This window comes from Actinophytocola sp. (assembly GCF_009379765.1).
In the GTDB taxonomy this organism is placed as follows: domain Bacteria; phylum Actinomycetota; class Actinomycetes; order Mycobacteriales; family Pseudonocardiaceae; genus Actinophytocola.
This window is the reverse complement of the sequence record NZ_WHTD01000003.1, coordinates 64416-91230: the sequence shown is the minus strand read 5'-3', so window position 1 is coordinate 91230 and position 26815 is coordinate 64416. Positions and strand designations below refer to the sequence as shown.

Genomic DNA, 26815 nt, shown 5'->3' with positions numbered 1-26815 from the left:
CAGTTCGTGCCGATGTTCGGCAACGTGCAGTACCCCGGCCTGATCGGGTGGTACTGGATGCTCACGATCGTGGTCGGGATGACGCTCACCGGCTGGTGGTACCGGCGCCGCGCGCTGCGGCTCGGCGTGGAGACCGACACACGCATCCCGTTCATCGCGGCCGGCGCGGTGCTCGCCGGGTTCCTGCTCTGGCAGCCGGTTCTGGAGACGATCGCGGCACATGTCGGCCGCGGGATCAACCTGTACTCGGCGCCGTGGCTCAACCTCCCGATCCTGTTCGCCTCCGCGGCGCTCGCCACCGTGGTGCTCGGGTGGACCTTCCATCCGCGGCGAACCGACCGGCAGCGCTCGGTCGGCGTGTTCGTCGGCGTCCTGCTCGGATCGCTGACGTTCGCGACGGTGGGGGTGTACATGATCAAGGGCTACTCGGCGTTGCCGGCCATCGCGGTCGCGCTGCTGGTCCTCGCCCGGTGGGAACGCAGCACGCTGCTCGCGATCGTGGGCACGGTGTTCGCCGTGGCCTCGATCCCGGCCAACCACTGGCTGTGGAGCTGGGACCTGCGCGACGCCTACCTGCGGATGGGCTGGACCGCGGACTGGTACGACGGGCAGACCTCCGCCGTGCAGCACCTGTTGCTCCCCGGCCTGGTCCTGATCGTCGGTGGTTCGGTGGCGGCGCTCACCAAGCACCGGGCGAAGCGGTGACCGCGCACCCGACCAACGGGCTCGACGACGTCGTGCACCAGAAGCACCGGCTGGGGATCCTCACGATCGCGGGTCCAAGCGGGTCGAGTTCGGCTACCTCAAGGAGGCGCTGGAGCTCACCGGCGGGAACCTGTCGCGGCACCTGACCGTGCTGGTCGACGCGGGCCTGCTGGACATGGAGAAGGGCTACGACGGCAAGCGGCCCAAGACGTGGGTGAGCATCACCCGCGCCGGCCGCAAGGCGTTCGCCGACGAGATCGCCGCGTTGCGCGCGCTCGTCGACCGGCATGGTGTTTAGCCTCGGCGGCCCGTTGGGGGCACGATCACCCCAAGCGGACGGAGGTGCGGATGATCACCGTGCAGGGCGTGGTGGACCGGGTCGGTCCCACCCTCCTGCACGTCCGGCTCGGCGGCGCGGCCACGCACGTCAGCGACGTCGTCATCGCGGAGCCGGGACGCAAGGACCAGGTCGGCGACGGCGACCTGGTCCTCGGCGTCTCCGTGCACACCGCCAAGGACGCGGTCGAGCTCATCCGGCACTGCGGGGCGCAGGGCGCGGCCGCGGTCCTCCTCAAGCCGCCGCTGCCCGCCCGCAGCGCCGTGCGGTCCGCGGCGGAGGCCGCCGGGGTCGCGATCGTCGAGGTGCACGGCGCGGCCGCCTGGGCGCAGGTCGTGTGGCTGTTGCGCTCCGTGCTCGACGCGGCGGCCGACGAGCTCGAGGCCGGCCGGATGGGTGACACCCGGGCGAGTGGCCTCGGCGACCTCTTCCGGCTCGCGGACGCGGCCGCGGCGGTCGTCGACGCGCCGGTGACGATCGAGGACGCCAACTCGCGGGTGCTCGCCTACTCCGCGCGGCAGGACCGCACCGACTCCGCCCGCGTGTCGACGATCATGGGCCGCCGGGTGCCCGACGACGTGCTCGCCCGGTTCCGCTCGCGTGGCGTGTTCCGCGAGCTGTCCCGCGGCCGGACGACGATCTTCGTGCCGGCGCAGCAGGACGGCACGCTGCCCCGGCTGATCGTGCCCATCCGGATGGGCGGTGAGCTGCTCGGCTCGATGTGGGCGGTGGTCACCGGGCCGGTGGCCGACGAGCGGGCGGCCGCGTTCGCCGACACCGCGCCGGTGGTCGCGCTGCACCTGTTGCGCAGGCGGGCCACCGAGGACGCCGAGCGCCGCCGGTCGGCCGAGCTCGTGAAGGCCGTGCTCGAGGGCCGGGGCAGCATCCGGCTGGCGGCGGCCGAGCTGAACCTCGACGACGAGCCGCACCGGGTCGTCGCGATCGCGACGCGGGCCGACGACCCGCTCGGCGCCGAGGGCATGCGGCTCGCGCTGTGGGAACGGATCACCGCGGGGGTCGGGCGCGGGCCGGCCGTGGCGGAGCTGCACGACGCGCTCTACGCCGTGGTGCCGGACCGGGACGGCGAGGGCGGCTGGCCGGCACTGCGGGCGGCGTTGACCGGGGACCGCACGCCGCCGCTGGTCGCGGCCGGGCCCGCGGTGCGCCTCGCCGACCTCGCCAACTCGATGGCACTGGCCGAGGAGACGCTGTCGCTGCTGCGGGCCGGGCTCCTCGACGGTCCGGTGACCAGCCACGAGCAGGCCTGGCCGGTGCTGGTGCTGCACCGCGCGGCGGTGGCCGCGGCGAACGCGGGGGTCACCGAGTTCGGGCCGCTGTCGGTGCTGCGCGCGCAGGACGAGAGCTCCGGCACCTCGTACGCGGACACCCTGTACGAGTGGCTGCGGCACCCCGGCGATCCGCGGGCGGCGAGCCGGTCGCTGCGGATCCACCCCAACACCCTGCGGTACCGGATGACGAGGCTCGCCGAGCTGGCCGGCGTCGATCTGGACGATCCGGACGTGCGGTTGGCCCTGCTCATCCAGCTGACGGCGTTGCGGTGGCGTTGAGCCAAGCTCCAGCGTTCTTGTGCCCCGGGCACGAGCGATTGGCGTCATTCTGGTGCCCGGAGGACGATGACTATCACGCATCGTTACTTCACTGTGGTCCATAACACCCATCTGGCCTAGTCGGGAGGAAGTCGTGAAGGTCGCCGTTCCCCGTGAGATCAAGAACCACGAATATCGCGTGGCGCTGACACCCGCGGGGGTGCACGAGCTGACGACGCACGGGCACGACGTGTTCGTGGAGGCTGACGCCGGGGCGGGCTCGTCGATCCCGGACGAGGAGTTCCTCGCGGCCGGCGCGAAGGTGCTGGCCTCGGCGGATGACGTGTGGGCCGAGGGCGACCTCGTGCTCAAGGTGAAGGAGCCGATCGAGGAGGAGTACCCGCGGCTTCGGTCGGACCAGGTGCTGTTCACCTACCTGCACCTGGCGGCGGACGAGGCGCTGACGAAGGCGCTGATGGCGGCCGGCACGACGGCGGTCGCCTACGAGACGGTGCAGACGCCGTCCGGGGCGCTGCCGCTGCTGGCGCCGATGTCGGAGGTGGCCGGCCGGCTCGCGCCGCAGGTCGGGGCGTACTCGCTGATGCGTCCGTCGGGAGGCCGAGGGGTCCTCCCGGGCGGCGTACCGGGTGTCGCGCCGGCGCGGGTCGTGGTCATCGGCGGCGGTGTGGCCGGGCTCAACGCGGCGACGATCGCGCTGGGCATGGGCGCGAGCGTCCAGGTTCTGGATACCAACGTGGACCGGCTGCGCCAGATCGACCACCAGTTCCGCGGCCAGATCCGCACGGTCACGTCGAACAAGTACGCGGTGGAGCAGGCGGCTCGCGATGCCGACCTGGTGATCGGCGCGGTGCTGGTGCCGGGCGCGCGGGCGCCGAAGCTGGTCAGCAACGAGCTGGTGGCCCGGATGAAGCCGGGCTCGGTGCTGGTGGACATCGCGATCGACCAGGGCGGCTGCTTCGCGGACTCGAAGCCCACGACGCATGCCGACCCGACCTACCTGGTCCACGACTCGGTCTTCTACTGCGTTGCCAACATGCCGGGCGCGGTGCCGAGGACGTCGACCTACGCGCTCACGAACGTGACGCTGCCGTATGCGGTGGCGCTGGCGAACCAGGGCTGGCACGACGCCCTGACGGCGGATGCCGCCTTGGCCCTGGGCCTGAACACCCACGCGGGCGCCCTGACGAACGCCCCCGTAGCAGAGGCCCACAACCTCCCCCACACGGCGTTGACCGAATTCCTCAACTAATCAACATCGCCTTAGCGGAGAACAAAGAACGAAAAAGCCGCTGGTCACAACGAAAAGCGACCGGTGGCTTATCGCAAGCCGCCTGCATCGAGTGGTAGAACCCACCGAGCCGGCATGCGCCGACCCGCCACTGACCTAAACGTTTCAACGACACCGGCGCCGGCTCGGCCGGGTCCGCCGGCCCGAGCGTGAGACGCCCGCCCACCCGAACGAGCCGAGGCCCGGACCGGGTGAGCATCCACCCCGAGCCCGGCGATCGAGGCCCGAGCGAAGCAAAGCAGCCCCGGGTCACGAAGCACACCTGGTGGGAGCGAAGCGGACCCGCGAGCGAAGCGAAGAGCAGCCCGGTGAAACGCGGAGCGAGCGCACGCGGTAGGAGCGAAGCGAACCACAAGCTGGTCACCACACCACCCGACCAGCCCCGGCTCACGACAAGCACACGGTGGAAGCGAAGCAAACCACAAGCTGGTCAATGCCCAACCCGACCAGCCCCGGGCCACGACAAGCACACGGTGGGAGCGAAGCGAACCACAAGCTGGTCAATGCCCAACCCGACCAGCGCCGGGTCGAGAGGAGCACGCACCGTGGGGGTCTGGGGGGTCGCCCCCCAGAGACGTGGAAGAGGGAAGGTGCCCGGAGGCCACCGAACAAGGGCTTGCGGCGGCCCGCTCAACCAGCCTGGGGGTCACTGGGAGCGGGCCGCCAACTGAAGGATATGCCGTATGTGTCGACAGCGCTGCAACCGGGGGCCGCGATTTGGCTTTCGTACATAACGACATGGCCTCTTCATTGCCTCTTCGCTACGAAGATCGTCCATAGCACTACTGGCCGCGACCGCTACTCACACCTTCACTCTTCGGGGACCGAAGCCACGATGGAGTGGGATTCCGAGCAATGGAGTGAAGCCCACGATTACCACTTTGGTCGGGCGTTTCGCGGGCCGATGTCGTTACGGTGACTGAACCTCGCTGGTCCGTTCGCTGCAACGATCCGTTCGGCCGGGACCGCGCGTTGATGGTGTTGGTCGAGGACGGGAGAGTCGTCCTGGTCCCCCCGCCCGGAGCCGCCGCGGTGCTGTCCGCGCAGCAGGCCCGGGGGCTGGGGCTCATGCTCGACCAGGCCGCCGTCCGCGCCCAGGACCGAAGGGCGGGTTGAGCGACATGTGGCCTGGAATGGACGACACCGTCCGCCGCGCCGTGCTGCACCGCCTCGACATGCTCGACAGGGCTGCCGGGCAGGCCGACGCGTCCACCCTGCTTCCCTTGGCCCGCACGGAGCTCCACCGCCTGGCCGACGGTTGGCGCCTGCTGCTGAGGACGCACCGCGCCGACCCGGACGGCAGGTGCGCGGCCTGCCAGCACGGGCTCCGCGCCCGCCGCTGGCCGTGCCAGGTGTGGCGGTCGGCCCACGAACAACTGATCGGCGAGGGCCTCCCGCACCGCGAGCGCACCCACCCCCTGCGCAACCCGTTCCGCCTGCCGAACCCGAACCCCACCCACTGACCGGGAGTCCCCCACCCAGCACCCGCGAGTCCCCCACCCAGGATCTGTGCATCCCCACCGGAACCGGGGACTCGCAGGTCCGGAACGGGGACTCGCGCGTCCTGAGCGTTGGACTCGCAGGTCTTTAGCGTTGGACTCGCGCGTCCTGAGCGTTGGACTCGCGCGTCTTTGGGGGTTGGACTCGCGGGTCCTGGGGGTTGGACTCGCGGGTCCTGGTGCTCGGCCCGGCACCGCTGGACGGCGAGTTCCGCGCCGCGTTCCTGGTCACGACCGCCGCCCCGGCCGCGGGAGTGGCGCTCGCGGCCAGGAACGTCAACCGCCGAACCGCCCAACGCGGAGTGAACTCCTCACCAACCGGCGCGGTCCGCCCCATGGGCTGATCGCCATGCGGCAAGATGTCCGGCACAACTCGGCAGGCAGGAGGGCCCCGTGCAGGACGGTAGCGGCCGCATCGTGGTGCAGAACCTCAGTAAGAACTTCGGCCAGGTCGCCGCGGTGCAGAACCTGAGCTTTCAGGTCGAGCCGGGCTCGGTGACCGGCTTCCTCGGACCCAACGGCGCCGGCAAGACCACGACGCTGCGCATGCTGCTCGGCCTCGTCACCCCCACCGCCGGCTTCACCACGGTCAACGGCCAGCCGTACCACCATCTCGGCAACCCGGCACGGGTCGTCGGCGCGGTGCTCGAGGCGCAGGGCTTCCACCCGTCCCGCACCGCGCGCAACCACCTGCGGGTGTACGCCGCCGCGATGGGCGTGCCGGACCAGCGTGCGGACGAGGTGCTCAACCTCGTCGGCCTCGGCTCGGCGGGCGACCGTGGCGCGGGTGGCTTCTCGCTCGGCATGAAGCAGCGGCTGGCCCTGGCCACGGCGCTGCTCGGCGACCCGCAGGTGCTGGTGCTCGACGAGCCCGCCAACGGCCTGGACCCCGAGGGCATCGCGTGGCTGCGCACGTTCCTCAAGGCGTTCGCCAGCAGTGGCCGCACGGTGCTGATCTCCAGCCACCTGCTGGCCGAGGTCGAGCAGACCATCGACCAGGTCGTGATCATCAGCCGCGGCCAGACCATGTACTACGGCATGCTCGACGACCTGCGGAAGTCCCAGCAGAGCCGGGTCATCGTGCAGCCGGCCGACCCGACCGCGCTGGTCGACGCGCTGCGCGCGGCCGAGATCGGCAACGTCCAGCCACTGCCCGACGGCAAGATCGCGGTCGTCGGCGCCACCGTCCAGCAGATCGGCGACGTGGCCGCGAAGGCAGGCGTCGCGCTGTACGGGGTTCAGGAGGAGAGGGCCGACCTCGAGCAGCTGTTCTTCCGGCTCACCAGCGGCCAGTACGCCGCGCCCGGCCAGGTCCCGCACGGCCAGCTGCCGCCGGTCCCGCCCGGCGGCTACGCGCAGCCGGTCCCGCAGCCCGGCCAGTACCAGCAGCAGCCGCAGTACCAGCCGGGCCAGCAGTCCGGGTACCCGACGCCACCACAGCCACCACAGGGCTACCCGCCCCAGCAGCCCGGCTACCAGCAGCAGCCGCAGCCCGGCTACCCGCCGCAGCAGTCCCAACAGCCCCAACAGGGCACCCCGCCCGGCGGCTGGGGGCCGCCACCGAACACTCCACCGGGTGGCTGGGGCCTCCCGGGCGGACCGCAGCAGCAACAGCAGCCCGCCCAGCAACAGCCGACTCCTCCGCCGGGCTACGAGCAGCCCGGCCAGGGCGGCGGACTCGGAGGTAACGCCTGATGGGCCGGCTGATCAAGGCGGAGTTCCGCAAGATCCTCACCACCAAGCTGTGGTGGGCCATGATGATCCCCGCGTTCATCCTCGCGCTCGCGTGGGCGTGGGGCGTGTCGGCGCTGACGACGGACATCGTCGACGACGTCGCCGACGAGGCCATCCTCACCCAGTTCAACATCTCCATCGACCAGCTGTCCTGGTCGGCGATCGCACTGACCCGCAGCATGAACATCGCGACGATCTTCCCGATGATCTTCGGCGCGCTCGCGCTGGCCAGCGAGATCAACCGGAAGACGATCACGACGAGCTTCCTGACCGCGCCCAACCGCGGCTCGCTGCTGTCCGCCAAGGCCGTCACCTACGTCGTGTGGGGCCTGATCTTCGGCGTCCTGATCGCGGTCGGCGCGAGCCTCGGCACGGTCATCGGCTCCGGCTCGGACTACCTGCCCTCGGGCGGCGACTGGCTCATGATCGCGCTGTCCGGCATTCTCGGCTGCCTGCTGTGGACGCTGCTCGGCCTGGGTGTCGGGGCGCTGCTCGGCTCGCCGGTCGGCGCGCTGGTGCTGCTCCTGATCTACTCGCTGATCGTCGGCCCGATCGGCGACCTCGTGATGACCGGCCTGACGGACGGCTCCTACCTGGCCGGGTTCCTACCCAACGGCGCGGCCAACGGGCTCACCGGCTCGACGGCGAGCCAGGTGCTGTTCACCCAGGTGCAGGACCTGATCCTGAACGTGGGCGGCGGCCTCGTGAGCCAGGACGACCAGGAAGGCTTCGAGGAGGTCGTCCGCGCGATCGCCGGCGCGCCCGGCGCGCTCACGCTGTGGATCAGCGGCCTGATCTTCCTGGCCTGGACGGCGATCTTCTTCGCTCTCGGGATCCTCCGGAACCGAACCCGCGACATCACCTGATCTCGCGTATCGAGTGATCCAGGCCACGTCGAGCGGCGCTTTTCGGGCTTTCCCGGCCCGGAAGGCGCCGTTCGCCGCATTCGGGAACCACCGGGGTGTCGGTGGGTCGTCCTAACCTGGATCTCGTGGTCGAAACCTCCCCCGGCTGGGTCCGCCGGCTCTCCGCCGCCTGCTGGCGGCATCGCCGGCTGGTCCTGCTGTCCATCGTCTCGTCGGTGATCGGCGTCGGCTTCCAGGCCGCGGGCCCGATCCTGGTGAAGCTCGTCGTCGACGACGCGGTGGGCGGCACCACGGCCCGGCTGGGGTGGCTCGTCGCCGCGCTCGTGCTGATGGAGCTGTCCACCTTCGTCACCGCGTTCGTGCGCCGCTATCTGGGTGGGCGGCTGGCCCTGGACGTGCAGCACGACCTGCGCCAGCAGGTGTTCGCCGCCGTGCAGCGGCTGGACGGGGCCAAGCAGGACGCGTTGCGCACCGGGCAGGTGGTGTCCCGCTCGATCACCGACCTGCAGCTGGTGCAGGGCCTGCTCATGATGGTGCCGCTGTCGATCGGCACGGTGGTGTTCGCGGTGGCCGCGCTCGGCGCGATGCTGTGGCTCTCCCCGCTGCTCACCGTCATCTCCTTGGTGGTCACCCCGGTGGTGGCCATGGTCGCGGTGCGCACCCGGCTGGTCCTGTTCCCGGCGTCGTGGTCGGCCCAGCAGCGGGCCGCCGACCTGGCCCAGCACGTCGAGGAGACGGTCACCGGCGTGCGGGTCGTCAAGGGCTTCGGCCAGGAGTCTCGGGAGATCCGCCGGCTGGACAAGGCCGCCCGGCAGCTGTTCGGCGAGCGGATGCGCACCGCCGCGCTCACCTCGCGGCCGGCCGCCACGCTGGTCGCCATGCCCAGCATCGGACAGGTCGGGGTGCTGGCGCTGGGCGGGTTCATGGCGTTGAACGGGCAGGTCACGCTGGGCACATTCCTGGCGTTCGCGAGCTACGTGGCCAACCTGGTCGGCCCGACCCGGCTGCTGTCGAGCCTGCTCGTCAACGTGCAGCTGGCACGCGCGGGCGTGGAGCGGGTCTACGAGCTCATCGACTCGCACCCCACGGTCGCCGACGCGCCGGACGCGGTGGACGTGCCGGCCGGCCCGGTCGACGTGCGGCTCGACGGCGTCACGTTCGGCTACACCCGCAGCGAGCCGGTGCTCGACGACATCTCGCTGGCCGTTCGGCCGGGCGAGACGCTGGCACTGGTCGGCACGGCGGGGTCGGGCAAGTCGACGGTGTCGCTGCTGTTACCCCGGTTCTACGACGTGCACGAGGGCGCCATCACGGTGGCCGGGGTCGACATCCGCGACCTGCGGCTGGCGTCGCTGCGCGGCACGGTCGGGGTGGTGTTCGAGGAGGCGTTCCTGTTCTCCGACACCGTGCACGCCAACATCGCCTACGGCCGGCCGGACGCCACCGTCGACGAGGTCCGCGCGGCGGCCAGGGCCGCGCAGGCCGACGGGTTCATCGCCGCGCTGCCCGACGGCTACGACTCGGTCGTGGGAGAGCGCGGGCTCACCTTGTCCGGTGGGCAACGCCAGCGGGTGGCGCTCGCCAGGGCGCTGCTGTCCGACCCGCGGGTGCTGGTGCTCGACGACGCCACGTCGGCGGTGGACACGGCCACCGAGGCGGCCATCCACGACACGCTGCGCGCGGTCACCCGGGACCGCACCACGCTGCTCATCGCGCACCGCCGGTCCACCCTGGCGCTGGCCGACCGGATCGCGGTGCTCGACAAGGGCCGCGTGATCGACACGGGCACGCACGAGGAGCTGGTCGAGCGCTGCGAGCTCTACCGGGCGCTGCTGGCCGGCCCCGGCGAGGCGATCGAGGACCCGACCAGGGTCGCGGCCGACGATCTCGCCCCGGGCCCGCACGGGTGGACCCCCGCGTTGTGGCCGGACGAGGTCGACGAGCCGGTCGCGTCCGCTCGTGCGGTCGCGGCCGCCATCGGCGCGCCGCGCGGTGGTGCCGGCGCGCGGGGCGGCGGCCGCGGCGGCGCGATGACGGGCGCGTTGTCCGGCACACCACCCACGCCGGAGCTGCTCAACCGGGTGGCCGCGCTGCCGCCCGCCGACGAGCAGCCGCGTCTGCGAGGCGAGGACCCGATGGCGCCGGACCCGGGCTTCCGGCTGCGCGGGCTGCTGCGGCCGGTGCGCGGGATGCTGGCGTTGGTCGGCTCGCTGGTGATCTTCGACGCGCTGCTCACGATGGCGCTGCCATCGCTCATCCGCGAGGGCGTCGACTCCGGCGTGGTCACCGGCAACACCACCGCGCTGTGGGTGGTCCCGGCGATCGCCGCGGTGCTGGTCGGCTTCATGTTCGTCGAGACGGCGTTCACGACCGTGCTCACCGCCCGGGTCGGCGAGCGGCTGCTGTACCTGCTGCGGGTGCGGAGCTACGCGCACCTGCAACGGCTCGGCCTGGACTACTTCGAGCGCGAGATGGCCGGCCGGATCATGACCCGGATGACCACGGACGTCGACGCGCTGTCCACGTTCCTGCAGACGGGTCTGGTCGGCGCGCTGGCCTCGGTGCTGACCGTTCTGGGGATCACCGTGGCGCTGCTGGTCACCGACGCCGGGCTGGCGCTGGTGGCGCTCACCGTCCTGCCGGTCGTGATCATCGCGACGGTCATCTTCCAGCGACTGTCCACTGTGGCCTACACGCAGGCACGCGAACAGGTCAGCGCGGTGAACGCGGACATGCAGGAGAACGTCTCCGGGCTGCGCATCGCGCAGGCCTTCACCCGCGAGGACCACTCGGCCCGGGTGTTCGCCGAGCGCAGCGACACCTACCGGCGGACGCGGCTGCGGGCCCAGCGCTACGTGGCCACATACTTCCCGTTCGTCGCGGTGCTGGCCGGCGTGGCCCAGGCCGCGGTGCTGGCGGTGGGCGCGGTCCGGGTGGCGGCGGGTGAGCTGACGCCGGGCATCCTGCTGGCGTTCATGCTGTACCTCAACCTGTTCTTCGCGCCGGTGCAGCAGCTGTCGGGCGTGTTCGACGGCTACCAGCAGGCGCGGGTCGGGCTGCACCGCATCGCCGACCTGCTGCGCACCCCGAGCTCGGTCGAGCCGCCCGCCGACCCGCGCCCGGTGCCCCCGAAGCTGGCCGGCGCGGTGGACCTGGTGGACGTGTCGTTCCGGTACCCGGGCACGGACATCCCGGCGCTCTCGGACATCACGCTGTCGGTGTCCCCCGGCGAGACCGTGGCGTTGGTGGGCCCGACGGGCGCCGGCAAGTCGACGGTGGTGAAGCTGATCGCCCGGTTCTACGACCCGACGGCCGGCGCGGTCCTGGTCGACGGCGTCGACCTGCGGGACTACGACCCGTCGGCGTTCCGCCAGCGGCTGGGCGTCGTCCCGCAGGAGGCCCACCTGTTCACCGGCGACGTGGCCAGCAACGTCGCCTACGGCCACCACAACACCCACCGGCTGACCAACGGCGACGGCGACGCGGAGGCCACCCGGGCGGAGGTCGAGTCGGCGGTGCGGTCGGTGGGCGCACTGCCGATGGTGGCCGAGCTGGCCGACGGGTTCCGGCACCAGGTGGGCGAGCGCGGCCAGGGTCTGTCGGCGGGGCAGCGCCAGCTGCTCGCGCTGGCCAGGGCCGAGCTGGTGCGGCCGGACGTCCTGCTGCTCGACGAGGCCACCGCCGCGCTCGACCCGGCCACCGAGTCGGTCGTCCTCGCCGCCAGCGAGCGGCTCGCCCGGCCGCGCACCACGTTCGTGGTCGCGCACCGCGTGGCCACCGCTGCCCGCGCGGACCGCATCGTCGTCCTGGACGACGGCCGCATAGTCGAGCAGGGCACCCACACCGAGCTCCTGGCCGCCGGCGGCCACTACGCCACGCTCTGGCGGCACGGCACGACGGAGCTGCCGCTCAACCGACCCGCCGAGGACGCCCCGACCCGCGCCTGACCCGCCGACGAACGGGATCCGCCGAGTGAGCCCGTCACCCCGTGTCGATACGGGGTGAGGTCCGGCGGATCAGTTCGGCCCCTGCCTGGGCGCATGGTCTGGACCGGGTGCGGGTACGGTCACCAATGGTGCGAGTATCTGGCGACAGTTCCACCCGGGGGGCCAGCGTCGGTGTCATCGACCCCCCATGTGACCTGCCCGTCACCGGCTGAGTCGACCACACGTGACTCGGTCAGGGGACTAGCCTGAACATGCAGCGTTTCAGTAACAGATCGAGATAGATAGAGGCGAGTGCCTGCCGTGTCCAGCAGCAGCCCTGCGTCGCAGTTCGGCCCCAATGAGTGGCTCGTCGAGGAGATGTACGAGCAGTTCCTCGCTGACCCGTCGTCCGTGGACTCCGCGTGGCACGACTTCTTCGCGGACTACAAGCCGACCCAGCGAGTCGCGACTCAGGCCCAGAAGGCGAAGACCGACACCACCACCGTGACCAAGCCCACAACGGCCAGGACCGGCGCCGAAGGTGTGACGGCCAACGGCCAGCGACCCTCGGCCAAGGCCGCCGCATCGGCGACGCAGGCCAAGCCGGCGACCAAGTCCGATGCCGCCAAGCAGGCCACGAGCAAGCCGGCCGAGCCGAGGATCGCCCAGCAGGCCGAGCCGAAGCCGGCAGCCGCGAAGGGCGAGGAGACCAAGCCGCTGCGCGGCGCCGCCGGCGTCATCGCCAAGAACATGGAGCTGTCGCTCACCATCCCGACCGCGACCAGCGTGCGGGCGGTGCCGGCGAAGCTCCTGTTCGACAACCGCATCGTGATCAACAACCACCTGCGGCGCACCCGTGGTGGCAAGGTCAGCTTCACGCACCTCATCGGCTACGCGCTCATCCGCGCCCTCGCCGACTACCCGAACATGAACCGGCACTACGGCGAGGTCAACAACAAGCCCGTGGTGATCCGGCCGGAGCACATCAACCTCGGTCTCGCGATCGACCTGCCCGGCAAGGACGGCGAGCGCACGCTCGTCGTGGCCTCCATCAAGAACTGCGAGGGCATGACCTTCACGCGGTTCTGGCAGGCCTACGAGGAGATCATCCGCAAGGCCCGCAACGGCGGGCTGACCGCGGACGACTTCGCCGGCACCACGATCTCGCTCACCAACCCCGGCACCATCGGCACCAACCACTCGATGCCTCGGCTCACCAAGGGCCAGGGCGCGATCATCGGCGTCGGCGCGATGGAGTACCCGGCGCAGTACCAGGGCACCAGCGAGCGCGCGCTCGTCGACCTGGGAGTCAGCAAGATCATCACGCTGACCTCCACGTACGACCACCGGATCATCCAGGGCGCCGAGTCTGGCGAGTTCCTCCGCCGCGTGCACCAGCTGCTGCTCGGCGAGGACAACTTCTACGACGACATCTTCACGTCGCTGCGGCTGCCCTACGAGCCGGTGCGCTGGGTGCAGGACATCCCCGAGGGCGCGATCGACAAGACCACCCGCGTCATCGGCCTCGTCGACACCTACCGCACCCGCGGCCACCTGATGTCCGACGTCGACCCGCTGAACTACCGCCAGCGCAAGCACGAGGACCTCGACATCCTGTCCCACGGCCTCACCCTGTGGGACCTGGACCGCGAGTTCCCGGTCGGCGGCTTCGCGGGCAAGGAGCGGATGAAGCTGCGCGACGTCCTGGGCGTCCTGCGCGACTCCTACTGCCGCACGGTCGGCGTCGAGTACACCTACATCCTCGACCCGACCGAGCGCCGCTGGATCCAGGACCGGGTGGAGGTCCGGCACGAGAAGCCGCCGCAGGCCGTGCAGAAGTACATCCTGTCCAAGCTCAACGCGGCCGAGGCGTTCGAGACGTTCCTGCAGACCAAGTACGTCGGCCAGAAGCGGTTCTCGCTCGAGGGCGGCGAGTCGGTCATCGCGCTGCTCGACACGGTGCTGGACAAGGCCGCCGAGTACGAGCTCGACGAGGTCGTCATCGGCATGCCGCACCGCGGCAGGCTCAACGTCCTCGCCAACATCGTCGGCAAGCCGATCTCGCAGATCTTCCAGGAGTTCGAGGGCAACCTCGACCCCGGCCAGGCGCACGGCTCCGGCGACGTGAAGTACCACCTCGGCGCCGAGGGCAAGTACTTCCGGATGTTCGGCGACGGCGAGACGAAGGTCACGCTCACCGCCAACCCGTCGCACCTGGAGACCGTCGACCCGGTGCTCGAGGGCATCGTCCGCGCCAAGCAGGACCTGCTCGACAAGGGCGGCACAGGCTTCTCGGTGCTGCCGGTCGCCATGCACGGCGATGCCGCGTTCGCCGGGCAGGGCGTGGTGGCCGAGACGCTGAACCTGGCGCTGCTGCGCGGCTACCGCACCGGCGGCACCGTGCACGTGATCGTCAACAACCAGGTCGGCTTCACGACCGCGCCGGAGCACTCGCGCTCGTCGCAGTACGCGACCGACGTGGCGAAGATGATCCAGGCGCCGGTGTTCCACGTGAACGGCGACGACCCGGAGGCGTGCTACTGGGTGGCCGCGCTCGCCATGGACTACCGGCAGACGTTCAACAAGGACGTCGTCATCGACATGGTCTGCTACCGGCGCCGCGGGCACAACGAGGGCGACGATCCCTCGATGACCCAGCCGGCGATGTACGACATCATCGACGCCAAGCGCAGCGTGCGGAAGACCTACACCGAGGCGCTCATCGGTCGCGGCGACATCTCCGTCGACGAGGCCGAGAAGGCGCTGCGGGACTTCTCCAGCCAGCTCGAGCACGTCTTCAACGAGGTGCGCGAGCTCGAGAAGCACCCCGCCGCGCCGAGCCCGTCGGTGGAGTCCGAGCAGCAGGTCCCGGCGAAGCTCCCCACCTCCATCACCCAGGAGGTGCTGGAGAAGATCGCCGACGCGCACGTCGACCTGCCGGCCGGCTTCGCGCCGCACCCGCGGGTCAAGCCGGTGCTCGAGCGGCGCGCCAAGATGGCCCGCGAGGGCGGCATCGACTGGGCGTTCGCGGAGCTGCTGGCCCTCGGCTCGCTCACCCTGGAGGGTCACCTGGTCCGGCTCGCCGGCCAGGACACCCGGCGCGGCACGTTCGTCCAGCGGCACGCGGTGATCATCGACCGCAAGACCGGCCGGGAGTACCTCCCGCTGCAGAACCTGTCCGACGACCAGGGCCGGTTCTTGGTCTACGACTCGGCGCTGTCGGAGTACGCGGCGCTGGGCTTCGAGTACGGCTACTCCGTGGCCAACCCCGACGCCCTGGTGCTGTGGGAGGCGCAGTTCGGCGACTTCGTCAACGGCGCGCAGTCGGTCATCGACGAGTACATCTCCTCCAGCGAGGCCAAGTGGGGCCAGCGCTCGGACGTGGTGATGCTGCTGCCGCACGGCCACGAGGGCCAGGGCCCGGACCACACGTCGGGCCGCATCGAGCGCTGGTTGCAGCTGTGCGCCGAGGGCTCGATGACCGTGGTGGTGCCGTCGACGCCGGCGAACTACTTCCACCTGCTGCGCCGGCACGCGCTGGACGGGGTGGCCCGGCCGCTGGTGGTGTTCACGCCGAAGTCGATGCTGCGCAACAAGGCCGCGGTCAGCTCGGTGGCGGACTTCACCGAGGAGTCGCGGTTCAACGCCGTCATCGACGACCGGGTCGGCACCGACCCGGCGGCGGTCCGCAAGCTGCTCATGGTGTCCGGCAAGCTGTTCTACGAGCTGGCGGCCGAGCGCGACAAGCGCGGGCTCACGGACGTGGCGCTGGTGCGCATCGAGCAGCTCTACCCGGTGCCGGTCAGGCGGCTCGGCGCGATCTTCGAGCGCTACGCCAACCTCACCGACGTGCGATGGGTGCAGGAGGAGCCGGCGAACCAGGGCGCGTGGCCGTTCTACGGTCTGCACCTGCCGGAGCTCTTCCCCGATGTCCCGCGCCTCACCCGGGTGTCGCGCCGGGTGATGGCGGCGCCGTCGGCGGGGTCGGGCAAGGTGCACGAGGTCGAGCAGCGGGAGATCATCGAGAAGGCGTTCGCCTGAGGCATGTACTTCACCGACCGAGGCCTCGAGGAGCTCGAGGAAAGACGTGGCGACGACGAGGTCACGCTGTCCTGGCTGGCCGCCAAGATGCGTGCCTTCGTCGACGCCAACCCGGAGTTCGAGACCGCCGTCGAGCGCCTGGCCACCTACCTGGCCCGCGACGACGAGGACTAGTCCGCCTCCCCGGAATTCAATGTGTTGGTTGCGTCCCAGCGAAACGGTGCGGATAGCCGCTTGATTGTGGCTGGGTACCGTCACGGTCCCCTGAGGTTCCGTTCTGAATCTGGACTCGCGGGGTTACCAGGCGTAGGCCTCGGGGGCGGGCTTGTTGCCGTTGGGGCCGGGTGGCGGGAAGAGCTCGTCGAGCTTGGCGAGGGTGTCCGCGTCGAGCTCGATGTCGACCGACCGCAGCGAGCCCTCCAGCTGCTCCATCGTGCGCGGGCCGATGATCGGCGCGGTCACGCCCTCCTGGTGCAGGAGCCACGCGATGCCGAGGTCCGCCGGGTCGACGCCGAGGTCCGCGGCGAGCTTCTCGTACGCCTCGATGGCGTCGCGGTGGTTCTCGATCGAGTCGGCCGAGCGGCCGCTGTTGCTCCGCGACGCCCCGCCCTCGCGCTGCTTGCGCAGCACCCCGCCGAACAGGCCGCCGTGCAGCGGAGACCACGGGATGACCCCGATGCCGTAGTGCCGCGCCGCGGGCAGCACCTCCAGCTCGACCCACCGGGTGAGCAGGTTGTAGATCGACTGCTCGCTCACCAGCCCCAGGAAGTGCCGCGCCCGCGCGGCCTCCTGCGCCTGGGCCAAGTGCCAGCCGGCGAAGTTGGACGACCCGAAGTACAGCACCTTCCCCTGCTGGTGCAGCACCGAGAACGCCTCCCAGACCTCGTCCCACGGCGTGCGCCGGTCGATGTGATGCATCTGGTACAGGTCGATGTAGTCGGTCCGCAGCCGCGTGAGCGACGCGTCCGCCGCGCGCCGGATGTTCAGCGCGGACAGGCGGTGCTCGTTCGGCCAGTCGCCCATCGAGCCGTACAGCTTGGTGGCGAGCACGGTGCGCTCGCGCCGGCCGTCGCCCTGGTCGAACCAGCGGCCGACGATCTGCTCGGTGACGCCCTCGCCCTTGCGCCAGCCGTAGACGTTGGCGGTGTCGAAGAAGTTGATGCCGTGCTCGTGCGCCCGGTCCATGATCGTAAAACTGTCCTCTTCGGACGTTTCGGGACCGAAGTTCATTGTCCCGAGGACAAGTCGGGACACGGACAGGCCGGTGCGGCCAAGCTGGGTGTACTCCATGATGGCCAACCTACGCCCGGAGCTACTCCAGGATGGGACGAGGAATGAAGCGAATGTTCACCCACGATCTCGCCACCGCCGTCTGCGCCCCGGCCGCGGCGCTCTCGGACAAGGACGGCCAGCTGCGCCCGCGCGGCGCCCAGGGCTGGCTGGTGGCCGACGTGCGGCACCTGTCCGAGCTGATCGTGCTGGTCGGCGGCGAGCCGCCGGAGGCCGTCGCACACCTGCGTGACTCGTCGTCCGAGCTGCATTTCGTCGGGGCGGTCCTCGGGCTCGGCGACCCCACCGGCGACCCGACGGTGCGGCTCGAGCGGTTCCGTCGGGTCGAGGCGGACCAGCTGCACGAGACGCTCGAGCTGATCAACGACGCCCGCGAGGAGATCGTCACGACGGTGAGCGCGCGGCTGGGCACCGACCTGGCGCCGATCCTCGCGGTCCGCTGCGGGCGGCCGACCGAGCCGGTCGCGCCGCGCAAGGCCGAGGGCGCGCTGGCCTCGTGGCGCGCGGGCTCGTGCGACACCACGCTCACCGCGGACTCCAAGCCGCAGCGGGTGGTGCTCGCCGACGACCACGTGCTGCTGGAGTGGGACGTGCGGGTGCCGCCGCGCCGCGGCAAGGAGGTCACGCTGACCCTCACCGCCTCGGGCGCGACCGAGGACGCCGTGGTCCAGGCGCCGGAGTGCCGCCTGTTCGGGCTGCTCTCGATCGAGAGCAACGCACCGGAGCTCGACCGGCTGGTGGGCACCGGGCTCGCAGACCTGCGTGCGCTGCTGCTGGCCGACCCGGCCGCGCCGAGGGACCGGTTCGCCGGCGCCGGAACGCCCTGGTACTTCACGCTGTTCGGCCGTGACTCGCTGTGGGCGGCGCGGTTCACCCTCCCGCTCGGCACCGAGCTCGCACTCGGCACGCTGCGTACGCTCGCCCGGCGGCAGGGCACCAAGCACGACCGGGTGACCTCCGAGGCGCCCGGCAAGATGCCGCACGAGGTCCGCCAGCTGCCGGCCGGCCTCCCGCGCCAGCCGGGCCTGCCGCCCTGCTACTACGGCACGATCGACGCGACGCCGCTGTGGGTCAGCCTGCTGCACGACGCGTGGCGCTGGGGCCTGCCGGCCGAGGACGTCGAGCCGCTGCTCGACCCGATGCGCCGGGCGCTGGACTGGATCCTCACGCACGACGACGGTTTCCTCAGCTACGAGGACATGACCGGCGAGGGCCTCGCCAACCAGGGCTGGAAGGACTCCGCCGACGCCATTCAGGACGGCAGGGGCGAGATCGCCGACCCGCCGATCGTGCTGAGCGAGGCGCAGGCCTACGCGCACCGCGCCGCGCTGGACGCGGCGGCGCTGCTCACCGCGTTCGACCGGCCGGGTGCCGAAGACGCCGTGGCGTTCGCGAACGGGATGCGCGGGCGGTTCCGGGACGCGTTCTGGGTCCACGGCTTCCCGGCCATCGCGCTCGACTGCGACGGCCGGCCGGTGGACACGCTCGCGTCGAACATGGGCCACCTGCTCGGCACCGGCCTGCTGGCCACGGTCGAGGAGGCGACCGTCGCCGAACGGCTCGCGGACCCCTCGCTGGACAGCGGTTTCGGCCTGCGCACGATGGACGTGCGGCATCCGTACTTCAACCCGCTCGGCTACCACACGGGCTCGGTGTGGCCGCACGACACGGCCATCGCGATCGACGGCCTCGCGCGCACCGGGTACCCGGAGGTCGCCGCGTCGCTGTCGGCCGGGCTGCTGCGCGCCGGCACCCGGTTCGACCACCGGCTGCCCGAGCTGTACGGCGGTTGGTCGGAGGAGCAGGGCCCGCTGCTGGCCTACCCGGCCGCGTGCCGCCCGCAGGCATGGTCGGCGGCCGCGGGGATGGTGCTGGTCCGCGCCGCGCTCGGGCTCGAGGCCGACGTGCCCGCCGGGCGGCTCACCGTTGCCCCGGTCCAGGAGTTCTCCTCGTGGTTCCCGATGCGGGTGACCGGCCTGCGGGTGGCCGGCCAGGAGACGGTCGTCGAGGTGGACGCCGATGGCCGGCCGACGGTCGAGACGGACGCCGCGGTGGAGGTTACGGTCCGCTGACGAGGGCGCAGGGAGGTGGCCGCGCCTTGCGCTGGTCTGGATGATGAAGGTATGGCCGACTCGAAGAGCAAGACGCCAGACCCGGTGTTGTTCGGCCCGGACCCGTTCTCGCAGCAGCCCGGCTGGGAGCCGCCCGCCGAGGACACGGAGCCCAGCGACCTGCCACGCCCGAAGTGGCCGGTCATCGCGACGATCGTGATCCTCGTGGTCATCCTCGTCGGCGCGATGGGGATCTGGGTCTTCTAGCGCACCCGGACCCCCGCGCGCCACACCGCATGGGTCAGCGGCACGCCCGGCCGGTAGGCCAGGTGCGTCGCCGACGGCGCGTCGAGCACGTGCACGTCCGCCCGCGCGCCCGGGCGGAGCACGCCGACGTCCTCACGCCGCAGCGCGCGGGCGCCGCCCCAGGTGGCCGCCCGGACGGCCTCGGCCACCGACATCCGCATCTGCAGCACCGCGGTCGCCACGCAGAAGGCCACCGACGACGTGTACGACGAGCCCGGGTTGCAGTTGGACGCGAGTGCCACCGTGACCCCGGCGTCGAGCAGCGCGCGGGCGTCCGGGAGCGGCTGGCGGGTGGACAGGTCGGTGGCCGGCAGCAGCGTGGCGACGGTGTCCGACCCGGCGAGCGCGTCGACGTCGGCCCGGTCGAGATAGGTGCAGTGGTCGACGCTGGCCGCGCCGAGCTCGACCGCGAGCCGCACGCCCGGCCCCGGACCGAGCTGGTTGCCGTGCCCCGCAGGCCGAGCCCCTTCGCCGCGGCGGCGGCGAGCACCGCGCGGGACGCGTCCTCGTCGAACGCCCCGGTCTCGCAGAACACGTCGGCCCACCGTACGTGTGGCGCGACGGCGTCGAGCATCTCGCCGCACACCAGGGCCACATAGTCCTCAGTGGACACTCCGGGTGGGACGAGGTGCGCGCCGAGGAAGGTGACCTCGTCGGCCACCCCGCCCGCGAGCTTCGCCGACCGCACCTCGTCGGCGACGGTGAGCCCGTACCCGGTCTTGGTCTCGACGACCGTGGTCCCCTGCGCGACCGCCTCGGCGACGTGCCGGCGCAGCACGGCACCCAGCTCCGCGTCGGAGGCGGCCCGGGTGGCCTCGACGGTGACGGCGATGCCGCCCGCGGTGTAGGGCTTCCCGGCCATCCGCGCGGCGAACTCGGCGGTCCGGTCGCCCGCGAACACCAGGTGGGTGTGGCTGTCGACCCACCCGGGCAGGACCGCCCGGCCGCCGACGTCGACCCGCTCGTCGGCCTCCGGCGCGGCCGCGGCCGGTCCGACCCAGGCCACCCGCTCGCCGTCGAGCACGAGTGCCGCGCCGCCGCGCCGGTCGAACTCGTCGTTGGTGGTCAGCTCCCCAATGCCGGTGATCAGCACACTCACGCGGTGACCCTGTGACATTGGTTCGCTCGCACGCTCGCCCTGTGACACTGATTCGCTCGCAAGCTCGCTCAAGACTCCCCCTCGCAGGCTCGGTCGAGCCGCTCGCGGTCGCCCTGTGACACTGATTCGCTCGCACGCTCGCTCATGCCCACAACTCCTCGATCGCCGACGCCAGCAGGGGGCCCACGGCGCCGAGCCGCTCGTGCCGCCCGTCCCGCGCCACGACCCGCCCACCGGCGACGACCGTGTGCACGTCGGCCGCCGTGGCAGCGAGCACCACCTGGTCCGGCCGGCACCCGGCGGTCCGCACGCTGTCCACACGCACCGCGACCAGGTCCGCGGGCGCGCCGGGCGCGAGCAGGCCGCCGGGCCAACCCAGCGCCGCGTGCCCGGCCGAGGTCAGCGCCTCGACCAGCTCGCGCGGGCCGAACCGACCGCGCTCGCCGGTCCGCAGCCGCTCCCCGTGCTCCAGGGCACGCGCCTCCAGCAGCGGATCCACCACGGCGTGCTGGTCGCTGCCCAGCGACAGCGGCGCGCCGGCGTCGACCAGCTCGCGCGCCGGCCCGATGCCGTCGGCCAGGTCCGCCTCGGTGGTCGGGCAGAAGCACACCCCGGTGTGCGCGCCGCCGAGCAGCTTGATGTCCTGAGTGGACAGATGGGTGGCGTGCACGGCGGTCGTGCGTGGGGTGAGCGCGCCGGCCTCGTGCAGGAGCTCGGTCGGCGTGCGGCCGTACGCGGCGGCGCAGGCCTCGTTCTCGGCCGGTTGTTCGGACAGGTGGACGTGCAGCGGCCGAGCGCCCGCGGCCTCGACGGCGCCGGCGAGGTCCGCGCGCGGCACGGCCCGCACCGAGTGGATCGCCGCGCCGACCCGCGCGTGCGGCGCGTCGCGCTGGCCGGCGATCCGGTCCGCCCACGCCGCCACCGAACCGTCGGAGAACCGGGCCTGCTCGGGCGCGATCGGCGTGTCGATGCCGCCCGCCAGGTAGCAGGTGTCCAGCAGGGTCATCCGGATGCCGGCGTCGGCGGCGGCCTGGCGCAGCGCCTCGCCCATCGCGTTCGGGTCGGCGTAGCGCCCGCCGCCCGCGGGATGGTGCACGTAGTGGAACTCGCCGACGCAGGTCACCCCGGCCACGGCCATCTCCGCGTACACCGCGCGCGCCAGCGTCAGGTAGCGGTCCGGGTCGAGGCGGGCGGCCAGCCGGTACATCGCGGTCCGCCAGGTCCAGAACGTGCCGCCGTCGGCGTGCGTGCGGCCGCGCAGTGCCCGGTGGAACGCGTGCGAGTGCGCGTTGGCGAACCCGGGCAGCACGACCCCGGACAGCCGCTCGGCACCGGCCGGCGCCGCGTCCACAGTGGACACGGCGGTGATCGTGTCCGTGGCGTCGACGAGCACGCCGGCCAGGAGACCGCCGGGCAGCCAGGCGTGCTCGCACCAGTAGGTCGTCATCCGGCCAGCCGTTCCAGCACGGTGGCGAGCGCCACCACGCCCGCCGTGCAGTCGGCCGCCTCCGCGTGCTCGGCCGGTGCGTGGCTCACCCCGGTCGGGTTGCGCACGAACAGCATCGCGGTCGGAACCCGGGCCGCGAGGATCCCGGCGTCGTGCCCGGCGCCGGTCGCCAGCACCGGCACGTCCCCGAGCACACCGGACAGCTCGTCGCGAAGCGCCGCGTCGAAGTGCACGGTGTCGCCGTAGGACTCCTCGGTGACCGCCACGGTGCACCCCTCGTCGGCGGCCGCCGAGACCGCCGCCGCGCTGATCTCCCCCACCACCGCGCGGGTCCCCGCGTCGTCGCCGGCCCGCGCGTCCAGCCAGAGGTCCACTGTGGACGCGATGACGTTGGCGCCGCCGGGGTTGGGCACCAGCCGGCCGACGGTGGCGCGTGCGCCGTCCACACCGGACGCGGCCCGGCGGGCGGCCAGGACCAGCGCGGACGCCGGCAGCATCGGGTCGCGCCGGTCGCCGATGAGCGTGGCACCGGCGTGGTTTCCCTCGCCGGTGAACCGGAAGCGCCACCGCCCGTGCGCGAGGATCGAGCTCGCCAGGCCGACCGGCGCGCCGAGGTCGACCAGCCCGCGGCCCTGCTCGACGTGCAGCTCGACGAACCGGCCGACCAGGCCCAGCGCCTCGTCGTCCCGGCCGAGCCGCGCCGGCTGGAGCCCGGCCTCGGCCACCGCCTCGGCGAGCGACACCCCGTCGGCGTCGGTGAGCCGGCGGGCGGCGTCCGGGTCGATCGCGCCGGTGAGCAGCCGCGAGCCCAGGCACGGCACGCCGAACCGGCCGCCCTCCTCCTCGGCGAACACGACGATCGCCAGCGGTCTGGCAGGGACGAACCAGTTGGCGCGCAACAGGTCCACCGCGGCCAGCGCGGTCGTCACGCCGAGCGGGCCGTCGAACGCGCCGCCGCCGGGCACCGAGTCGAGGTGGCTGCCGGTGACCACCGCGTCCGGCCCCGGCGCGCCCCACCACGCCCACACGTTGCCGTTGCGGTCGGTCCGCACGGCGAGGCCGCGCCGCTCGGCCTCGCCGACGAACCACTCGCGGAGCTCGAGCTCGGCCCGGTCGAAGCCGTGCCGGGAGAAGCCGCCGCGCCTGCGGTCCGCGCCGACGCCGTCGATCGCCGCCAGCAGCCCGTCAGCCGTGCTCATCGCGCTCCCTTCATGCCCTGAACGACGCGCTCGGGGCGTTCGACGTCCTGAACGCGTCGTTCAGGGCATCGGCACTCGGACGCCGCGCTCGGCGGCCACCTCGTCGGCCCGGTCGTAGCCCGCGTCGACGTGCCGGATGACGCCCATGCCGGGGTCGTTGGTGAGCACCCGCTCGATCTTCTGACCGGCGAGCGGCGTGCCGTCGGCGACGGTGACCTGGCCGGCGTGGATGGACCGGCCCATACCGACCCCGCCGCCGTGGTGGATGGACACCCAGCTCGCGCCGGACGCGGTGTTGACCATGGCGTTGAGCAGCGGCCAGTCGGCGATCGCGTCGGAGCCGTCGGCCATCGCCTCGGTCTCCCGGTACGGCGAGGCGACCGAGCCGCAGTCGAGGTGGTCGCGGCCGATCACGACCGGCGCGGACAGCTCGCCGCTCGCGACCAGCTCGTTGAACCGCATGCCGGCGAGGTGCCGCTCGCCGTAGCCGAGCCAGCAGATCCGCGCCGGAAGTCCTTGGAACGCAACGCGTTCACCGGCCAGCCGGATCCAACGAGCCAGGGACTCGTTCTCCGGGAACAGGTCCAGGATCGCGCGGTCGGTCGCGGCGATGTCGGCGGGGTCACCGGACAGCGCGGCCCACCGGAACGGACCCATGCCCTCGCAGAACATCGGCCGGATGTAGGCCGGCACGAAGCCGGGGAAGTCGAACGCCCGCTCGCTGCCGCCGAGCCTGGCCTCGCCGCGGATCGAGTTGCCGTAGTCGAACACCTCGGCGCCGGCGTCGAGGAAGCCGACCATCGCGTCGACGTGCTCGGCCATCGAGTCGCGGGACCGGTCGGTGAACTCGTCGGGCTTCTTGGCCGCGTAGTCGTGCCAGTCGTCCAGCTCAACGCCCTTCGGCAGGTACGCCAACGGGTCGTGCGCGGACGTCTGGTCGGTGACGATGTCGATCTCGACGCCCCGGCGGAGCAGCTCGGGCACGGTCTCGGCGGCGTTCCCGATGACCGCGACGGAGAGCGCGCGGCCTTCCTTCTTGGCCGTCTCGACCCGGCGGACCGCGTCGTCCAGGTCGTCGGCGATCTCGTCGAGGTAGCCGGTCTCGAGCCGGCGCCGAGCGCGGGCGGGGTCGACCTCGACGCACAGCGCGACGCCCTCGTTCATCGTGATGGCAAGGGGTTGCGCGCCGCCCATGCCGCCGAGGCCGGCGGTGAGCGTGAGTGTCCCCCTGAGACTGCCCGCGAACCGTTTGCGGGCCACCGCGGCGAAGGTCTCGTAGGTGCCCTGCAGGATGCCCTGGGTGCCGATGTAGATCCACGATCCCGCGGTCATCTGGCCGTACATGGTCAGCCCCAACGACTCCAGCCTGCGGAACTCGGGCCAGGTCGCCCAGTCGCCGACGAGGTTGGAGTTGGCGATCAGCACCCGCGGCGCCCACTCGTGCGTGCGCATGACGCCGACCGGCTTGCCGGACTGGACGAGCAGCGTCTCGTCCTGTCTCAGGTCGGTCAGCTCGCGGGTGATCGCCTCGAAGCTCGCCCAGTTGCGGGCCGCCTTGCCGGTGCCGCCGTAGACGACGAGGTCGTCGGGCCGCTCGGCCACCTCTGGATCGAGGTTGTTGTGGAACATGCGCAGCGCCGCTTCGGTCTGCCAGTTGCGTGCGGTCAACGTCGTGCCTCTGGCGGCGCGAACGGGACGGGGGCCTGGACTGGTCATGGCTGGCCCGCCTCCCCGGATTCAAAAGTCTTGGTCACCGTGGGTTGATGATGTTCAGTTCGGGACGTACTTGTGGCTGGGTTGCGCTTCGTTCCCCTTGGGTGCGGCTGGCGGCCGCTCGGGTCATGCGATGTCATGGCAGGTTTCCTTCCCGGACAAGGGCTTCGGCGGCGGCGATCTCGGGGGCGAGGTGGCGGTCCTGGCCCGGTCCGCGCACCTTCTTCCGCAACTCGGCGACGACCCGCGCGGTGGCGGGCGCCGGGGTGAGCGGCGCCCGGAGGTCCAGGGCGCGGGCGGCGGTGAGGAGCTCGATCGCGAGCACGGTGGTGAGCCCGTCGACCGCCTTGCGGAGCTTGCGAGCGGCGGACCAGCCCATGGACACGTGGTCCTCCTGCATGGCCGAGCTGGGGATCGAGTCGACCGACGCGGGCACGGCGAGCCGCTTGAGCTCGGAGACGATCGCGGCCTGGGTGTACTGGGCGATCATGTGGCCGGAGTCGACGCCGGGGTCGTCGGCCAGGAACGGCGGCAGGCCGTGGCTGCGGGTCGCGTCGAGCATCCGGTCGGTTCGCCGCTCGGCCATGCTCGCGACGTCGGCGACGGGGATGGCGAGGAAGTCGAGCGGGTAGGCGATGGGCGCGCCGTGGAAGTTGCCGTTGGACTCGACCCGGCCGTCGGGCAGCACGACGGGGTTGTCGATGGCCGCCGCGAGCTCGCGGTCGGCCACGGTCTCCACATAGGACACCGTGTCGCGGGCGGCGCCGTGGACCTGCGGGGCGCAACGCAGCGAGTAGGCGTCCTGGACGCGGTTGCAGTCGGGCCCGCGGTGGCTCTCGACGATGGCCGACCCGCGCAACAAAGCGGTGATGCGTGCGGCGGACGTCGCCTGCCCGGGGTGGGGCCGCAGGGCTGCAGGTCGTCGCTGAACACGCGGTCGGTGCCGAGGAGGGCCTCGACGCTCATTGCCGCGGTGAGGTCGGCGATGTCGAGGAGCTTGGTGAGGTCGGCAAGGGCCATGACCAGCATGCCGAGCATGCCGTCGGTGCCGTTGATGAGCGCGAGGCCTTCCTTCTCGGCCAGCGTGACCGGTTCGATCCCGCTCGCGCGTAGGGCGTCCCCTGCGCTTCGCGTCGCACCGTCCTCGATGACCTCGCCCTCGCCCATGAGTGCGAGCGCGACCGCGGAGAGCGGGGCGAGGTCGCCGGAGCAGCCGAGCGAGCCGTACTCAGCTACAACCGGGACGATGCCGGCGTTGAGGATCTTCGCCAGCGCCTCCACGGTGGACGGCCGGACACCCGTGCGGCCGGTGGCGAGCGTGCGGAGGCGCAGGAGCATGAGCGCGCGGACGACCTCGGGCTCGACCGGCTGGCCGGCGCCCGCCGCGTGCGAGCGGATCAGCGAGCGTTGCAGGGCGGCGCGCCGGTCGGGTGGGATGTGGCGGGTGGCGAGCGCACCGAAGCCGGTGGAGACGCCGTAGGTCGGTGTCTCGGCGCCGGCGAGCCGTTCGATGTGCGCGCGGCTCTTGGTCACCTCGTCGAGCGCGGCCGCGCCGAGGGTGACGCGCGCGCCGCCGCGGGCGACCGCGACGACCTGTTCGCGGGTCAGCGCCCCGCCGTCCACAACCACCTGTCGCATACGTACATCACAACCCGGCGATGGCTCACGCACGAGCCGGGGCGGCCGGAGTTGGTCTGGTATCCCAGACGGGATTACCTCAGCTCCGTGCCGATGCCCCGAACGCGT

General features: G+C 72.1%; 18 protein-coding genes and 2 pseudogenes. 14 read left to right on the top strand and 6 right to left on the bottom strand.

Going from position 1 to position 26815, the window contains the following annotated elements; all coding sequences use genetic code 11:
- Positions 1–6 precede the first annotated feature (6 nt).
- The 12 genes from GEV28_RS01595 to GEV28_RS01540 all read left to right on the top strand — a co-directional run bounded on the left by GEV28_RS01595 (position 7) and on the right by GEV28_RS01540 (position 16138).
- The gene (locus tag GEV28_RS01595; RefSeq protein ID WP_291407773.1) at positions 7–705 is read left to right on the top strand and encodes a hypothetical protein; all 699 of its coding nucleotides are present in this window, start codon (positions 7–9) and stop codon (positions 703–705) included.
- Positions 662–1003, top strand: coding sequence for a transcriptional regulator (locus GEV28_RS01590; protein WP_291407771.1), 342 nt, complete (start codon positions 662–664; stop codon positions 1001–1003). Before GEV28_RS01595 ends, GEV28_RS01590 begins: the two co-directional genes overlap by 44 nt.
- Positions 1004–1053: 50 nt before the next feature.
- Complete coding sequence (locus GEV28_RS01585) at positions 1054–2610, top strand: CdaR family transcriptional regulator (protein WP_291407769.1); 1557 nt, start codon at positions 1054–1056, stop codon at positions 2608–2610.
- Between the two features lie 133 nt (positions 2611–2743).
- Entirely contained in the window at positions 2744–3859 is a 1116-nt protein-coding gene (ald, locus tag GEV28_RS01580) for an alanine dehydrogenase (RefSeq protein WP_291407767.1), read from the top strand.
- A gap of 954 nt (positions 3860–4813) precedes the next feature.
- On the top strand, positions 4814–5014 hold the full coding sequence (locus tag GEV28_RS01575; RefSeq protein ID WP_291407765.1) for a hypothetical protein: 201 nt from the start codon (positions 4814–4816) through the stop codon (positions 5012–5014).
- Between the two features lie 17 nt (positions 5015–5031).
- Complete coding sequence (locus tag GEV28_RS01570; protein ID WP_291407764.1) at positions 5032–5361, top strand: hypothetical protein; 330 nt, start codon at positions 5032–5034, stop codon at positions 5359–5361.
- Between the two features lie 197 nt (positions 5362–5558).
- Positions 5559–5741, top strand: a complete 183-nt coding sequence (locus tag GEV28_RS01565; protein WP_291407762.1) for a hypothetical protein — start codon at positions 5559–5561, stop codon at positions 5739–5741.
- A gap of 49 nt (positions 5742–5790) precedes the next feature.
- Positions 5791–7092 (top strand): ABC transporter ATP-binding protein, encoded by a 1302-nt coding sequence (locus GEV28_RS01560; protein ID WP_291407760.1) that lies wholly within the window; start codon positions 5791–5793, stop codon positions 7090–7092.
- Positions 7092–7997: an ABC transporter permease subunit gene (locus GEV28_RS01555; RefSeq protein ID WP_291407757.1), complete on the top strand. Its 906-nt coding sequence runs from the start codon at positions 7092–7094 to the stop codon at positions 7995–7997. Before GEV28_RS01560 ends, GEV28_RS01555 begins: the two co-directional genes overlap by 1 nt.
- 116 nt (positions 7998–8113) lie before the next feature.
- A complete protein-coding gene (locus GEV28_RS01550) occupies positions 8114–11944 on the top strand; it encodes an ABC transporter ATP-binding protein (protein ID WP_291407819.1) in 3831 nt (1276 codons plus the stop codon).
- A 300-nt stretch (positions 11945–12244) separates the two neighbouring features.
- Positions 12245–15964: a multifunctional oxoglutarate decarboxylase/oxoglutarate dehydrogenase thiamine pyrophosphate-binding subunit/dihydrolipoyllysine-residue succinyltransferase subunit gene (locus GEV28_RS01545; protein WP_291407756.1), complete on the top strand. Its 3720-nt coding sequence runs from the start codon at positions 12245–12247 to the stop codon at positions 15962–15964.
- 3 nt (positions 15965–15967) lie between these two features.
- The gene (locus GEV28_RS01540; RefSeq protein ID WP_291407754.1) at positions 15968–16138 is read left to right on the top strand and encodes a DUF6104 family protein; all 171 of its coding nucleotides are present in this window, start codon (positions 15968–15970) and stop codon (positions 16136–16138) included.
- 123 nt (positions 16139–16261) lie between these two features.
- On the opposite strand, the gene GEV28_RS01535 is transcribed toward GEV28_RS01540, so the two are convergent.
- Complete coding sequence (locus tag GEV28_RS01535) at positions 16262–17254, bottom strand: aldo/keto reductase (protein WP_291407752.1); 993 nt, start codon at positions 17252–17254, stop codon at positions 16262–16264.
- A 53-nt stretch (positions 17255–17307) separates the two neighbouring features.
- On the opposite strand from GEV28_RS01535, the gene GEV28_RS01530 reads away from it, so the two are divergent.
- On the top strand, positions 17308–19326 hold the full coding sequence (locus tag GEV28_RS01530) for a glycogen debranching N-terminal domain-containing protein (RefSeq protein WP_291407751.1): 2019 nt from the start codon (positions 17308–17310) through the stop codon (positions 19324–19326).
- A 51-nt stretch (positions 19327–19377) separates the two neighbouring features.
- On the top strand, positions 19378–19572 hold the full coding sequence (locus tag GEV28_RS01525; protein WP_291407749.1) for a hypothetical protein: 195 nt from the start codon (positions 19378–19380) through the stop codon (positions 19570–19572).
- Here the strand turns inward: GEV28_RS01525 and hutI are convergent.
- From hutI to hutH, 5 genes and pseudogenes are all read right to left on the bottom strand, one after another.
- Positions 19569–20728, bottom strand: a pseudogene (gene hutI, locus GEV28_RS01520) (imidazolonepropionase). The gene GEV28_RS01525 and the pseudogene hutI overlap by 4 nt on opposite strands.
- Before the next feature lie 124 nt (positions 20729–20852).
- Positions 20853–22157 carry a formimidoylglutamate deiminase gene (locus GEV28_RS01515; protein WP_291407747.1) on the bottom strand — a complete coding sequence of 435 codons (1305 nt, stop codon included), beginning with the start codon at positions 22155–22157 and terminating at the stop codon, positions 20853–20855.
- On the bottom strand, positions 22154–23356 hold the full coding sequence (locus GEV28_RS01510; RefSeq protein WP_291407745.1) for an allantoate amidohydrolase: 1203 nt from the start codon (positions 23354–23356) through the stop codon (positions 22154–22156). The genes GEV28_RS01515 and GEV28_RS01510 overlap by 4 nt, the downstream gene beginning before the upstream one ends.
- A 60-nt stretch (positions 23357–23416) precedes the next feature.
- Positions 23417–25072, bottom strand: coding sequence for a urocanate hydratase (gene hutU / locus GEV28_RS01505; protein WP_291407743.1), 1656 nt, complete (start codon positions 25070–25072; stop codon positions 23417–23419).
- Positions 25073–25205: 133 nt separating this feature from the next.
- A pseudogene (gene hutH, locus GEV28_RS01500) lies at positions 25206–26707 on the bottom strand (histidine ammonia-lyase).
- Positions 26708–26815: the final 108 nt, after the last annotated feature.